Below are 14,468 nucleotides of genomic sequence, written 5' to 3' on the forward strand. Positions count from 1 at the left end.
ATAAAATTTAAGGGCAGGGTAAATTTAGAAAATCGGCAAAATTTATAGAGAAAAGGCGGCAAATTTGAATACATTTGCCGCCTGAAAGCTAAATTTAGCCTAGTCTTTTATGTAAAATTTGAGAAAATCCCCATAGATGTCTAGCCTGCGCGAGTTCGGTTTTTTCGAGTTTTGCTACCATCATCTCTTCATTTTTGCCTAGGCGCGAAACTACCTCGCCAAAGGGGCTAATAAGCATCGAATCGCCGTAAAAGCTCCATTGCTCGCCGCTTGCGGCCTTGTGGTTGCCGACTCGGTTTACGCGCAGGACATAGGCGTTGTTTGTAAAGGCGCGGGTCTTTAGTAGCTCCTCCCAGCGCATCTCGCTAAAAAACGTGCAAGCGGTGGGAACTATGACGGCATCGACTTTCTTGCGCGCCATATAGGCCCACGCCGCATCAAAATGCGCCTCAAAGCCAAACATCACGCCGATTTTAAATTTTTCGTAGCTAAAGACGGGCAAATTTAGCTCGCCTTTAGCCTTGTTGGCAAAAAATTTCGCCTCGTTCCAGTGCGCGTAGGGCATCAGGATCTGCTGCTCGTAAAAGCGCGACGACGCAGGGCTAAATCTAGCCGCGACCTTAATGAAGCCTTTGCCTTTTGGTAACACGAGCGGGGCTAGGATTTCTAGATTGTATTTTTGCGCCATTGCGGCAAGCGCGTGTTTTTTGCGCTCGCTTTGTTCTTTGATGAGGCTTTTGGGCATGAGCTCGAGCTCTTTAAAAAAGCTGTTTAGTACGTACTCTCCGAGCACCACGAGCCTAGCGCCCTCATCGGCGCAAATCCTAAAATAATAATCCAGCCGCGACTCGCTCATGGGCTGAGTCGGTAGCTGCAGGGCGCAAACGGCTGCGCTATTCATCGTCTGCATCCTTTACCACTAGCTTTGCGTTTTGTAGGATATTGTCTGCTTCCTCGAGTAGCTTTTTACCCTCTTTATGCAGCTTGACGCTTTGTTCTAGGCTCAAATTTTCATCGCCGAGCTGTTTTAAAATTTCATTTGCTTTGGCGAGTTTGCTTTCAAAATCCTCGCTTAAATTTTCACTCATCTAAAACCTTTTTTATGATTTTTTCAAATTTATCTACTTCGACCAAAAACGCGTCGTGGCCGTAGTCGCTGTCTATCTCGTGATAATCGCACGCCTTGCCGATGCCGCACAGCGTCTCGTGCATTTCGCGCATGCAGCTTGGCGGAAACAGCATATCGCCGCTAAATGCGACCAGCGTAACTTTAGCGCAAATAGGCAAAAGAGCGTGCGCGAGGTCATCGTAGTGGCGCGTACAGTCAAAGATATTCATCATCTTTACGATATAAAGGTAGCTCAGCGGATCAAAGCGCTTTGGAAAGCCGTGGCCGTTGTACTCCATATAGCGATCGACCTGAAACCGGCCCGTAAGCTCGTAAAGGCCGTCGGTCTCTACGTAGTTGCGGCCGAATTTTGAGTCCATGGAGCTAGGCGAGAGAAAGCTGATGTGCCCCGCCATACGTCCTAGTGCCATGCCGGTTAGCCCCTTAGCGGCGATGTCGTTTTCGTCGTATTGTCCGTCTTTGAAGCCAGGATCGCGTAGGATGCCCTCGATCGCTATTTTGTTAAACGCGATCGCCCAGGCCTTGCTCTGATAGGTGCTGGCTAGGATGATGACGTTTTTGGCGAAATTTGGAAATTCGATCGCAAAACAAAGCGCCTGCATGCCGCCTAGGCTACCGCCCACGACCGCATGTGCTCGCTCTATGCCTAAGTGCTCAAAAAGCCTCATCTGCGCCTTTACGACGTCGCTGATGGTTAGCACTGGAAAGCGTAAACGATACTGCTTGCCCGTGCTTTTTTCGATACTTAGGGGATTTGTAGAGCCGAAATTTGAGCCGAGGATATTTACGCAGATGACGAAAAATTTGCTCGTATCTATGCCTTTGCCTTCGCCCACTAGCGCGTCCCACCAGCCAAATTTCTGCTCGTTTTCGTATCTGCCTGCGGCGTGGTGGCTGCCAGTTAGCGCGTGACAGACGACTATGACGTTGCTTTTATCTTGGTTTAGCTCTCCGTATGTTTCGTAGGCAAGCTCAAATTCGGGTAAAATTCGGCCGCTCTCCAGATAGAGCGGCTCGTCAAATTTTACTTTGCCGGTTTTTAAATTTAGCACTAATTGACTTTGTAGTTAGGGGCTTCTTGCGTGATGACGACGTCGTGAACGTGGCTCTCTTTTAATCCAGCACTCGTGATCTCAACGAACTGGGCTTTTTCCTGAAGGGTTTTGATATCTTTTGAACCCATGTAGCCCATCGCGCTTCGTAGGCCGCCAACTAGCTGATGTACAACCTCTTTTATACTGCCGGCAAACGGTACGCGACCCTCGATGCCTTCCGGTACGAGTTTGTCTTGCGCGGTGCCTTCTTGGAAGTACCTATCGCTACTGCCTTTTGTCATCGCGCCGATACTTCCCATGCCGCGGTAGACTTTGTACTGGCGTCCTTGGAAAGTTATCACCTCGCCCGGAGTCTCTTCGCAGCCCGCTAGCAAGCTACCCGCCATCACGCAGCTAGCGCCTGCGGCTAGGGCTTTAGCCACGTCGCCCGAATACTTTAGTCCGCCGTCTGCGATGACTGGGATACCGTATTTTGCAGCTTCGGCCGAGCAGCTATCGACGGCGAAAATTTGAGGTACGCCAACGCCTGCTACTACGCGAGTGGTGCAGATGGAGCCCGGTCCTATGCCTACTTTGATACCGTCGGCGCCTGCTTCTGCTAGGTCTTTGACGGCGGCTGGATTTGCGATATTTCCCGCAACGACGTCCACTTTTAGCTCGGCTTTAACCTGTCTTAGCGTGTCTAGTACGCCTTTTGAGTGGCCGTGAGCGGAGTCTATGACGATGACGTCTACGCCGGCTTCCGCTAGAGCTTTTGCTCTGTCTATTTGCCCGACGCCGATGGCTGCTGCTACGCGGAGCCTGCCGTATGCGTCTTTGTTTGCGTTTGGATACTCTTTGCGTTTTTTTAGATCTTTTATGGTTATGAGGCCTTCTAGGTGGCCGTCTTTATCGACGATAGGTAGCTTTTCTACGCGGTTTTGAGAGAAAATTTTCTCCGCGTCGTCTAGCGTGCAGCCCTTTGGAGCCGTGATTAGCGGAGCTTTAGTCATCCTATCTTTTACGAGGACGCTTCTGTCGTTTTCAAATCTCAAATCGCGGTTGGTTAGGATTCCTATTAGTTTATTTTCCTCATCCACGACCGGAACGCCCGAGATGTGTAGATCTGCCATCATATCAAGTGCGGAGCCTACGCTGGCGTTTGGCGAGATGGAGATAGGGTCGATGATCACGCCGCTTTCGCTTTTTTTCACGCGGCGAACCTCTTTGACCTGGCTTTGTATGTCCATATTTTTATGTATGACGCCGATACCGCCCAGACGTGCCATCATGATCGCCGCGCGGTGCTCGGTGACGGTGTCCATCGCAGCCGATACAATCGGGATATTTAGCTCCACGTTTCTGCTAAAGCGCGTTTTTATGTCTACTTGTTTAGGCAAAATTTCGGAGTACTGTGGGACGAGTAAAACGTCGTCAAAGGTGAGAGCCTTCGTAACTATCTTCATGCGTTTATCCTTTTATATTATAGAGTTTTCTAAACTAAGTGCGCCTTCTAGCAGCGTTTTTTCGTCCCACGCCTTTGCAATGAGCTGAGCAGAGACGTTTAGGCCGTCCGCGTCTTTTGCCACCGGAACCGAGATGGCAGGCAAGCCGGCTAAATTTACGCTGATCGTATAGATATCTGATAGATAGGAATCTAGCGGGTTTTTTAGCTCGCCAAATTTATACGCCGTGCTAGGGGCGACAGGCATCAAAATGAGGTCGCATTCGTTCAAAATTTGCTCATACTTGGCCTTAGTGTGGGCGCGAGCTTTTTGTGCCTTAATGTAATACGCGTCGTAGTAACCGCTGCTAAGCACGAAAGTACCAAGTAAAATTCGCTTTTTTACCTCTTCGCCGAACCCTTCCGAGCGAGAGTTGATGTAGAGTTCTTTTAAATTTTTAGCTTCGGCTCTGCGTCCGTATCTCACTCCGTCGTAGCGGCTGAGATTTGCGCTAGCTTCGGCGGTGGCGATGATGTAGTAGGTTGCGATGTCGCATTTTGAGTTTTCTAAATTTTTATAGATTATTTTGTGGCCTGCGGCTTTTAAAATTTCGACCGCTTTTAAAAGCGCCTTTTTGGTCTCTTCCGAGGCTTCGTTTATGTAGTTTTCGATGACGCAGATCGTGAGTTTTTTGTCCGCGTTTAGTTTGTCCGCTACGCTTTCAAATTTGATATCCGCGCTCGTGCTGTCTTTGTCGTCGTGTCCTGCGATGATGTCGTACAAGATCGCGGCATCCTCGACGTTTTGCGTTATCGGGCCGATCTGATCTAGTGAGCTAGAGTATGAGCCCAGGCCGTAGCGGCTCACGCGTCCGTAGGTCGGCTTTAGCCCCACGCAGCCGCAAAATGCTGCAGGCTGGCGTATCGAGCCGCCTGTATCGCTTCCTAGAGCAGCCACCGCTAGTCCTGCGCCGACCGCGGCAGCCGAACCACCCGAGCTACCGCCCGGTACTCTCTCGCGGTTTAGGGGATTTAGCGTTTTGCCGTAGTAGCTGTTTTCGGTCGTGTTTCCCATGGCAAATTCGTCCATATTCGTACGGCCAAACGGCGCCAAGCCCGCTGCTAGCAGCTTTTCTATAACCGTCGCGTTATAAGGCGCGATGTAGCCTTGTAAAATTTTAGACGCGCTCGTTACGCTCCATCCTTTTACCTGGATGTTGTCTTTTATAGCGATCGGTACGCCCGCACCCAGTTTATCAAGCGGCAAATTTGCCAACTGCTCGACATAGGCGCCAAGCTCTCTATCTGCGAAAATTTTCTTTTCCAGCTCGTTTCTAAGCTCGGCTACTTCGCCGGCGCTTAGCTTTAGAGCCTCTTTTAAAGTTATCATTTTTTATCCTTAAATTTTATTACCGCTACGATACCCGCGGCTGTGACCGCGAGGATGGCCGCGATAGTTGCCGCGACGAGCCAAGCGGAGATGGGCTCAGACATTTTTTAGTACCTTTTCGCATCTCGGGCAGGTTTCTCCGTCGTGCTTAGCGGTAAATTTCCAACATCTCGGGCACTTGTGGCGCGTCGATAAAACGAGTTTAAATTTATCGTTTCCGACGTCAAATTCGGCTAGGCTATCGCTGCCGTCTAGGCTCTGGACGTCGCTAACCATATACCAGTCGCTTATCTCGTTTATATCCTCGCTCAGGATCAAATTTGAGCTGGTTTGTAGCACGAGCTCGAGGGTTGATTTTATCTTTTTGTCTTTTTTGAGTACGTCAATTAGTTCGAAAAATTTCTCTCGGCTAGCGACTAGTAGCTCGTCGTCTACGTTGAACTCAAACTCTAGCGGCGCGTATTCTAGATCAAAGGCGTCTGCCGCGCCGTTTTTGATGATCTCAGGCGCATAGTCCATCACCTCGTCCACGGTGTACGTGAGCGTCGGAGCGATGAGCGGTAGGAGCGCCCTGGTGATTAGCGCCATCGCGCTTTGAGCCGAGCGGCGAGTGTCGCTGTCTTTGGCGTCGCAGTATAGGCGGTCTTTGCAGATATCAAGATATATGCCGCTTAAATCGGCGCTTAGGAAGTTCATCAGCAGGCTAAAGCCCTTTGAAAAGTCGTAGTTCCTAAACGCCGTTTCGGCCTCGTCAAATGCCTTTTTCGCGCGGCTTAGTATCCAGCGGTCTAGGATGTTGAAATTTGACGTTTCGATATCCTCTAGATCGTTTACGTTGGCTAGCAGAAATCTTATCGTATTGCGTATTTTTCGGTACTGCTCGCTTACTTGTTTTAGGATGTTTTCGCTGATTTTTAGGTCGCTGGAGTAGTCGCTAAGCGCAACCCAAAGGCGTAAAATTTCCACGCCGTAGGTTTTAGCGACGTCCGCCGGAGCCACGACGTTGCCTTTGCTCTTACTCATCTTTTGACCGTTTTCGTCGACAGTAAAGCCATGCGTGAGCACGCTTCTATACGGCGCTCGTCCTTGTGCAGCGCAGCTTAGCAGTAATGAGCTTTGGAACCAGCCTCTGTGCTGATCGCTACCCTCTAGATACATATCCGCAGGATAGCTGCCCGCATCGTAGTCGCCGCTTTTTAGCACAGCAGCCCACGTCGAGCCGCTGTCAAACCAGACATCCAGGATATCCATCACTTTTTCTAAATTTTGCGGATCGTATTTGCAGTTTGCCGGCAGGAGATCTTTTATCTCGCTGTCCCACCACGCGTCCGCGCCTTTTTGCTCAAATATCGCTGCGACGTTATCTAAAATTTCATCGTCAAATATCGGCTCTTTGGTATCCTTATGTCTAAAAAACGCTATCGGCACGCCCCAGTCGCGTTGGCGCGAGATGCACCAGTCGGGACGATTTTCTATCATCGAGCCTATCCTTTTTACGCCGCTTGCAGGGTAAAATTTGACGTTTTCAAGCTCTTTTAGCGCGACTTCTCGTAGCGTTTTGCCCTCGATTTTTGGCTCATCCATGGCGATAAACCACTGCTTCGTAGCGCGGTAGATGACTGGCTTGTGCGTTCTCCAGCAAAATGGATATGAGTGGACGAATTTGCTAACTTTTAGCAAATTTGGGCCTAGAAGCTCTAAAATTTTCTCGTTGGCTTTAAAGATATGCATGCCGATTAGTTCGTCTACTACGTCATCGGGGAATAACTTTTTGGCCTTTAGCGTCTCGTCGTACAGGCCGCCTTCATCGACGGGCATGATGACTTCGATGCCGTATTTTAGGCCCACGTGATAGTCGTCTTCGCCGTGACCGGGAGCTGTGTGAACTAGTCCCGTACCGCCGTCCATAGTGACGTGATCGCCTAGGATAAATAGCGATTTTCTGCCGTTTAACGGATTTACCGCGTGCAGGTTTTCAAGCTCGGCTGCGGCGAATTCTTTTAAAATTTCGCCCTTGGTTAGCCCTTCTTTTTCCAGCTCGCTTAGCATCTCTTTGGCAAATATCAAATTTTCAGCCGTCAAAACGTAAATTTCATTTGGATTTAGCGAGATGGCTTGGTTTGCCGGCAGCGTCCAAGGCGTGGTCGTCCAGATGACCGCGCTAGCGTCTTTTGCGCCGATTTTTGCGGCGGCTTCCTCGCCTAGCTTAAACGCGACGTAGATGCTGTAGTCCTCTTTATCCTCGTACTCGACCTCTGCCTCGGCTAGAGCGCTTCTAGCCGCCCAGCTCCAGTATACCGGCTTGCTTCGCTCGATCAAAAGTCCGCGTTTGGCGACCTTGCAAAGCGTTTTGTAAATTTCGGCTTCAAATTTAAATTTCATCGTTAGATACGGGTCATCCCAGTCGCTGGCGACGCCAAGCTGTTTAAAGCTCTCCTTTTGCACCTCGATAAACTCTCTGGCGTGTTCGCGGCAAAGCTCGCGGATCTGCGTTTTGCTCAGGCTTTTTTTCTTGTCGCCCAGTTTTACCTCGACTTGCTGCTCGATCGGTAGTCCGTGGCAGTCCCAGCCTGGCGTAAATCTCACGTTTTCGCCAAAGAAATAGTGCGTTTTTGCGATGATGTCTTTTAGGGTTTTGTTTAGCGCGTGTCCGATGTGGATGTTGCCGTTGGCATATGGAGGGCCGTCGTGCAGAGTGAAGCTTTTAGCGGCTTTTTGCCTTTTAGCTTTCATTTTTTCGTAGATTTTTCTATCGTCAAACCACGATTTTAAGCGTTTGGGTTCGTTTTCCGGCAGGTTGCCGCGCATGGGAAATTCGGTGTTTGGAAGCAATAACGTATCTTTGTAATCCATAGGTTCGCCTTGAAGTAAAAAATTGGTAGATTCTATCCAAACGGCGATTAAACGCTACTGAAAAAACGCTATTTTAAGCTAAATTTATGTAAGATATTTTTAGCTTTTAAAGGAGAAAACAGTGAAAAACGCACTACTGATCATCGGCGAAGATATCGGCGTAAACGCGCCTTTTTTAGATTATATTTTTTGCGCTTACAAGCGGCATTTCGGCGAGCTTGGCGAGTTTAGGTTCGTTAGCAAAAGCGACAAGGAGCTGCCGTTTATCATCGAGCATCTTTGCGCGCGTTCGGACAGCCTTTGCATCTACGCGTCGAGTCAAAACTGCTCCGTCGCGGCAAAAATTTTAGCTACTTTAAGCGGCGATATTTTGGAGCTAAAATCCCCGCAAATGCTAGCTCCCAGCAGGGCTGAAAAATTTAGCGACGATGGATTTTTAATCAAACTAAATCAAACTTACGTAAATTTGCTAAAGGCTGACGCGAACCAAAAACTGCCTGCCATAGATATCAAAACGCAGCGAGATTTTGGATATTTTCATCTAGTAGATATCGACGAGGAGAGCGCGAAAATCCTGCTCGAACCGCTGGCAAAAACCTATGAAGTGCAGATTTATTCGTCTCAAATTTTATCAAATTTGGCTCTAATCAGAGTGGAAGCAAACAAATTCGGCCAAACCAGCGGCTTTATAAACGGCGCGAAAAATCTCTTTTCGGGCAAATTTTTTGAGGGCGAGGATGTTTTTCGTCACGTTGCGAGCACACTTATAGCAAGCGGGCTAAAGCTTACATTTGCCGAGTCTTGTACGGCCGGACTTGCCGCGGCTAAATTTGGAGCTTTTGCCGGAGTTTCGGCGGCGTTTAACGGCTCGCTAGTGACCTACGCAAACGAGATGAAACGCGACTGGCTGGGCGTTAGCGATGAGATTTTACAAACCTACGGCGCGGTGAGCGAGCAGTGCGTGATGGCGATGCTAAAAGGCGCGCTAAAGGCGAGCGAATCGGACTTTTCTCTAGCTATCAGCGGCATCGCGGGACCTGACGGCGGCAGCGAGGCAAAGCCCGTGGGAACGGTATTTGTAGGAGCTTGTGCAAAAGACGGCGAGTGCATGATCGAGAGGCTAAATTTAAACGGCGACCGCAACTATATAAGAGAGCAAAGCGCGCTGGCGGCGTATGTTTGCCTGCTAAAGCTAAAGCCGAGACTATTTTTGGCGTAAATTTGGGTTAAATTTGATGAAATTCGTCAAATTTGTGCTTGCTAAAATTTAAAGTAGATGTGTTTTGTTTTATTAAATTTGTAAAAAACGGCGACAAATTTAAAATTTACCGCCGTCTTACGCGCGAGTAGAGCACAAATCAGCGCCTCCAAGCTTAAAATTTAGCGCAAATTTAAGCCTGACGGACGAAATTTATAAAGTAAAATTTGTGGATTATTTTTGATACGGCACGGTTTCGTAGCCTTGATTTATGAGGCTACCCATACCGCCGTCAAGATTTATTATATTTAGTTCCGGCGAATCTATCATCATCGCCGCCGCAGCGCTTCTGCGTCCGCTTCTGCATATGAGCGCGACCGGTTTTTTTAGATCGACTTTGGCTTTAAGCTCGTTCAAAAATCCCTCTTTATCAGTTGCGTTAAAAGTGATAGTCTTTGCACCCTTTATCACGCCCGTTTCCATCCACTCAGCAGGCGTCCTGATATCAACGATTTGCTCGTAGTTTTTGATCGCCTCGGGACTAACTTGAACTGTAGAAATTTCCGCAAAAGCCATCGCTGCAGCCGCTCCTAAAAGTATAAATTTTCTCATTTTCTCTCCTTAAATTTGACGGCGCGAATATTAGCACTCAATTTTAAATATTTTGTCATTCTAAAATCACTCCTGAATAAATTTTTCTTTTCTAATAATTAATATTACTTTCATAAGATAGACGCTATAATCGCAAATCCATATCAATACAAAGGATAAAAATGAAAAAAAGTTTTTTCGCGCTTAGCTTGCTTTCAAGCTTTTTGTTTGCCGCGGAGGTAAATATCTACTCTGCGCGCCACTATGACGCCGACAGCGAGCTTTATAAGCTTTTTGAGCAAAAGACGGGTATCAAGGTAAACGCCACGCAGGCAAAAGCCGGCGAGCTAATCAAAAAGCTTGAAGTAGAAGGGGATAGCTCCGCGGCGGATATCTTTATCACCGCAGACGCGGGGAATTTCTACACCGCAAAGACTAAAGGCGTGTTGCAAGCGGTCAAATCAGAAACTCTAGAAAAAATCGTGCCTGAGCAGTATAGAGACAACGACGGCCAGTGGTTTGCTATCTCAAAACGCGCTAGAATCATCGTTTACGATAAAAGAGACTTCGATCCTAAAGGCATAAAGGACTACGAGGATCTAACAAAACCAGAGCTAAAAGGCAAACTGCTAATCAGAAGCGCGACGGCTCCGTATAGCAAGTCGCTGCTAGCGGCTATCATCGAGGCTGACGGCAAAGACGCAGCCACTAAATGGGCGGAAGGCACGCTAAAAAATCTTGCCCGCGATCCAAAAGGCGGCGATAGAGACCAGGCTAAGGCCATCTATGCAGGCGAGGGCGACGTAGCGGTTATGAACACCTACTACATAGGCCTCATGCTAACCTCTCCAAAAGCCGAAGACGTCGAGGCTGCGAAAAATTTGGGTATAATTTTCCCAAATCAGGACAACCGCGGTACGCACGTAAACATCAGCGGTATCGCGCTAACAAAAGCTGCTAAAAATAAAGAAAACGCAGTTAAATTTATGGAGTTTATGGTTAGCCCTGAGGCGCAAAAGATACTAGCGGGTATAAATTTCGAGTATCCGATCAACGCAGAGGTCGAGCCTAGCGACATCGTAAAAGGCTTTGGCAAATTTAAAGAAGACTCCACTCCGCTTTATAAGAGCGTGCAAAACACGAACGAGGCTATTAAAATTTACGACGTAGCCGGCTGGAAATAATGAAAGTAAAATTCGGGGCGATCTTTATCGCCCTTATCGTTTTGATCCCCATTTTTAGCATATTTTTCGAGATCGCTTTGGGCGACTACTCCTTGCTCGAGCACTTTTTTAAGTATCTTTTTATGAGGTATATTCAAGGTACTTTTGCGGTTGCGGCGGGCGTTTTGGCGCTTAGTCTCGTTATCGCCGTGGTTTCGGCGTGGCTGGTGGCGAACTACCGCTTTGCGCTATCAAATTTCTTTGAATATGCCCTCATCCTTCCGTTTGCGATTCCTGCTTATATATTTAGCTTTTGCTACGCCGGGATTATGGATTACGGCGGATATTTTCATCAAATTTTCGGTTTTAGACTGGAGTTTATGAACATTTACGGAGCGATTTTTGTGCTTTCGTTGTCGCTTTATCCGTACATCTATATGTTTGCTAAAACCTCGTTTAAAACGCAGTCCGCAGCGATTTACGACGTTTGTAAAATTTACAAGCTCTCAGGCACCGCCGTATTTTTTAGGGTTGCGATATTTCTCTCGCGTCCGGCGATCGTGGGCGGAGCGATGCTCGTGCTCATGGAGACGCTTAGCGACTACGGCACGGCTGCGTATTACGGCGTAGAGACTTTTAGCGCGGGCATTTTTAAGCTATGGTTTGACATGGGCGACTCGTATTCGGCATCCGTACTAGCGGGGCTTTTGATGATGTTCGTATTTGTTTTGATGATATTTGAGCACGTTAATAAAAACTCTAAAAAATACAGCTTCTCCACGCACGACACCTCCAAATTTACGCAAAAGCGCGAGCTTGGCAAATTCGGCTCGGCAGCGGCGTTTTTATGGTGCGCGAGCGTGTTTTGTCTGGCATTTGTATTTCCTTTTAACTGGCTTTTGTATTGGAGTATTCACGAGCTGGGTAGCTTTAAATTTGAGTTCGTGCAGATGGCTTTAAATTCGCTTCTGATGGCTGCGGGTGCGGCGATACTCATCACGGCGGTAAGCTTTTTTCTCGTTTTTGCGACTAGACTTATAAAAAACAAAGCGCTAAATACCTTTTTGCTAAAATCTGTCTCGCTAGGCTACGCGCTGCCTGGCGCTAGTATCGGGCTTTGCGTGATGATAGTTTTTGGTTATATTGACCGAAATTTTGACACCCATCTGCTCTCGTCCAGCTTTGTGGTGCTGATTTTCGGATACGTCGTGCGGTTTTTGGCGACCTCGATATATGCCGTCGAGAGCGGATACGCTAAGGTCCCGGCAAATATCGACGACGCCGCGCTTTTGCTAAACGGCTCGCGGTTAAATTTGTTTTTCAAAGTGCATTTTCCGCTGCTTCGCCACTTTTTCTTTCTCTCGCTCATCGTCGTTTTTATCGACATCATTAAGGAGCTGCCGCTTAGCCTCATTTTGCGGCCTTTGGGTTTTGAGACGCTTAGTATTAGAGCGTTTTTTTACGCGGCTGACGAGAGGCTTTATGCTGCGGCTCTACCGTCGTTTCTCATCGTTTCGATGTCGCTAGTCGCCGTCCTTTGGCTAGAAATAATCTCCAGAAAAAAACAAGAAAGATAAAAACATGGCTGAAATTTTAAAAATAGTAAATTTAAACAAGAAATTCGGAAATTTAGAGGTTTTAAAGGACGTAAATTTAAGCCTTAACGAGGGCGAATTTTTAAGCATTTTAGGCGATAGCGGCTGCGGCAAAAGCACGCTTTTGCGCATTATCGCGGGGCTTGAGACGCCAAGCGGCGGGCAAATCGTAGTAAAAGAAGGCTGCGGTACGGCGATGATGTTTCAGAGCTACGCGCTTTTTCCTCATTTAAGCGTTTGCAAAAACGTGGAATTTGCGCTGTGGCGGCTGCCTAGCGCCGAGCGAGCCCAAAGGAGCGCGCGGCTGCTGGAGAAATTTAAAATCGCCGAGCTAAAAGACAAAACTCCCGATCAAATTTCGGGCGGTCAAGCGCAAAGAACGGCCTTTGCCAGAGCTGTGGCTAACCGCGAAAAGCTGCTTTTGCTCGACGAACCCTTCGCTAATCTCGATCGCAACCTAAAAAGCACGCTAAGAGGCGAGCTAAAACAGATGATAAAGGCAAACGGCATCAGCGCGGTCATGGTAACGCACGACAAGGAGGACGCCTTTTTGCTAAGCGACAAAATCGCGCTGATAAAAAGCGGCAAGGTCTTGGCTTTTGGCGCGCCTAGGGAGCTGTATTTTAGCCCAGCTTCTTACGAGATCGCCTGCTTTTTGGGCGATATGAATTTGATCGATGAGCGGGATGCGCAAAATTTGCCGGCCGAATTTAGATTGTGGCTGGAGCAAAGAAATTTTATGTTTCGCCCGGAGCTAATCATAAGCGGCGAAAAATACGAAGCAGACGTAATGGAAGCAAAGTTTTTAGGCGCATTTTACGAGCTAAATTTGGAGTTTTACGGGGTCAAATTTAAAGCTGTAGTTAGCTCAAATTTGCAGATTTGCGATAAATTTAAATTTGACCTGGCTTAAATTTGGACGGGCTTAGTATAGCCGCGCGATTTTTTATCGTCTAAATTTGCCTAAAACGCAAATTTGACGAATTTGGCTTAGTCTTGATTGCGGTTTTCGACGTAATCCACTCTCGACCAGGCAAGCACATAGATAAACCCCAGCGCCAGGTAGATACCAAGCACCGCAAGCTCGATAGGGTATGGATCGCGCAGGGCTTTGTTGAATAAAAGCTTTAGCGCCGCGGCTATGAGCGTGCCGACTACGCAAAGCACTGCGTAGCCTGAAAATAGGGCGTTTTGCGTGACAGCGCCGAGTTTTAAATTTACCTTTATCCAAAGCAAAAACGCAAGCACCGCCGTGCCGCAAATGATGAAAAATAGGACCTTGTGCGTGCTAGTTGGTGCGTAGTTAGTGCTAAAACTTAGCAAAATCATTGTGCTGCTAATAGCGATAAAAATGCGGTAAAGCTTAAATACGCCTCCGCCTGCGAGTTTGTTTACCTTTGATATCGCGCCGTAAAGGCAGATGACGGAGACAAACAACATCGCTACGCGCGCGCTCGTTGCGATATCAAAGAGGCTTTTGGGTAAAACCATCTCTTGCGAGAGTAAATTTAAAATAACCAAAATCCCCGACGTCATACCGAGCGCCCTTGCCGTACTTATACGTCTTATAAAGTTTTCTTGCATATTTTGCCTTTTATTAACTTAATAAAAATTTTACACAAACAAGCTTAAAATTTTTATTAAATTTAACCCAACTAGACAGGCGAATAATCGCGATCTAAAATACAAAAGGCAAAGTTGCGAGCCGTCGAAAAGAGATCGTTTGCGTCAAATTTGAGTGCATAAGGTGAAAGATGATTTAAGGCCGCGAGCGTAAAATATAGTTTAGCGTCGTGTAAATTTAGGCAGCACGCACGAGATGAATAAAAGTCGTAAAACTCGTAATCTGCACGATTTATCTATCTAAAATTAAAAAATCGGCAAATTTATGAGCTCGCAAAATTTAAAATACATGAAATTTTACACACAGTTCAAATTTTGCCGATTAAAACACTAAAACTACCTCACCTGCGCGCTGAAAATTTGCGTGATGCTGGGGATTTGCTCGCCCGCAACGTCAAATTCCGCCGTTTTGATCTGTACGCCGTAGAGCGAGCTAAGCGCGGCTTCG

12 protein-coding genes and 1 pseudogene are annotated in these 14,468 nt (G+C 47.5%); 4 read left to right on the top strand and 9 right to left on the bottom strand.

Features of this window, described 5'->3' with window-relative positions; translation table 11 throughout:
* Positions 1 to 94: 94 nt before the first annotated feature.
* From Q0386_RS01110 to ileS, 6 genes are all read right to left on the bottom strand, one after another.
* Positions 95 to 901 (bottom strand): carbon-nitrogen hydrolase family protein, encoded by an 807-nt coding sequence (locus tag Q0386_RS01110; protein ID WP_299025857.1) that lies wholly within the window; start codon positions 899 to 901, stop codon positions 95 to 97.
* Positions 894 to 1,088, bottom strand: coding sequence for an exodeoxyribonuclease VII small subunit (gene xseB / locus Q0386_RS01115; protein WP_299025859.1), 195 nt, complete (start codon positions 1,086 to 1,088; stop codon positions 894 to 896). The genes Q0386_RS01110 and xseB overlap by 8 nt, the downstream gene beginning before the upstream one ends.
* Positions 1,081 to 2,181: a homoserine O-acetyltransferase gene (locus Q0386_RS01120; RefSeq protein ID WP_299025862.1), complete on the bottom strand. Its 1,101-nt coding sequence runs from the start codon at positions 2,179 to 2,181 to the stop codon at positions 1,081 to 1,083. Before Q0386_RS01120 ends, xseB begins: the two co-directional genes overlap by 8 nt.
* Positions 2,181 to 3,629 carry an IMP dehydrogenase gene (guaB, locus tag Q0386_RS01125; protein WP_299025864.1) on the bottom strand — a complete coding sequence of 483 codons (1,449 nt, stop codon included), beginning with the start codon at positions 3,627 to 3,629 and terminating at the stop codon, positions 2,181 to 2,183. Before guaB ends, Q0386_RS01120 begins: the two co-directional genes overlap by 1 nt.
* Before the next feature lie 12 nt (positions 3,630 to 3,641).
* The gene (gene gatA, locus Q0386_RS01130) at positions 3,642 to 4,997 is read right to left on the bottom strand and encodes an Asp-tRNA(Asn)/Glu-tRNA(Gln) amidotransferase subunit GatA (RefSeq protein WP_299025866.1); all 1,356 of its coding nucleotides are present in this window, start codon (positions 4,995 to 4,997) and stop codon (positions 3,642 to 3,644) included.
* Positions 4,998 to 5,093: 96 nt separating this feature from the next.
* A complete protein-coding gene (ileS, locus tag Q0386_RS01135; protein WP_299025868.1) occupies positions 5,094 to 7,850 on the bottom strand; it encodes an isoleucine--tRNA ligase in 2,757 nt (918 codons plus the stop codon).
* Between the two features lie 121 nt (positions 7,851 to 7,971).
* On the opposite strand from ileS, the gene Q0386_RS01140 reads away from it, so the two are divergent.
* Complete coding sequence (locus Q0386_RS01140; RefSeq protein ID WP_299025870.1) at positions 7,972 to 9,069, top strand: CinA family protein; 1,098 nt, start codon at positions 7,972 to 7,974, stop codon at positions 9,067 to 9,069.
* A gap of 213 nt (positions 9,070 to 9,282) precedes the next feature.
* Here Q0386_RS01140 and Q0386_RS01145 read toward each other — a convergent pair whose 3' ends face one another.
* Positions 9,283 to 9,660, bottom strand: coding sequence for a rhodanese-like domain-containing protein (locus tag Q0386_RS01145; protein ID WP_299025872.1), 378 nt, complete (start codon positions 9,658 to 9,660; stop codon positions 9,283 to 9,285).
* A gap of 161 nt (positions 9,661 to 9,821) precedes the next feature.
* On the opposite strand from Q0386_RS01145, the gene Q0386_RS01150 reads away from it, so the two are divergent.
* The 3 genes from Q0386_RS01150 to Q0386_RS01160 are packed head-to-tail and all read left to right on the top strand — an operon-like array spanning position 9,822 to position 13,310.
* Complete coding sequence (locus Q0386_RS01150; protein ID WP_299025874.1) at positions 9,822 to 10,823, top strand: Fe(3+) ABC transporter substrate-binding protein; 1,002 nt, start codon at positions 9,822 to 9,824, stop codon at positions 10,821 to 10,823.
* Complete coding sequence (locus Q0386_RS01155; protein ID WP_299025876.1) at positions 10,823 to 12,379, top strand: iron ABC transporter permease; 1,557 nt, start codon at positions 10,823 to 10,825, stop codon at positions 12,377 to 12,379. The genes Q0386_RS01150 and Q0386_RS01155 overlap by 1 nt, the downstream gene beginning before the upstream one ends.
* 13 nt (positions 12,380 to 12,392) lie before the next feature.
* Positions 12,393 to 13,310: an ABC transporter ATP-binding protein gene (locus Q0386_RS01160; protein WP_367272371.1), complete on the top strand. Its 918-nt coding sequence runs from the start codon at positions 12,393 to 12,395 to the stop codon at positions 13,308 to 13,310.
* 77 nt (positions 13,311 to 13,387) lie between these two features.
* Here the strand turns inward: Q0386_RS01160 and Q0386_RS01165 are convergent, their stop codons facing one another.
* Complete coding sequence (locus Q0386_RS01165) at positions 13,388 to 13,981, bottom strand: hypothetical protein (protein WP_299025880.1); 594 nt, start codon at positions 13,979 to 13,981, stop codon at positions 13,388 to 13,390.
* Positions 13,982 to 14,356: 375 nt separating this feature from the next.
* Positions 14,357 to 14,468, bottom strand: a pseudogene (locus Q0386_RS10175) (ABC transporter ATP-binding protein); the annotation flags it as partial.

Source organism: uncultured Campylobacter sp. (assembly GCF_938045625.1).
Classification (GTDB): Bacteria; Campylobacterota; Campylobacteria; order Campylobacterales; family Campylobacteraceae; genus Campylobacter_A.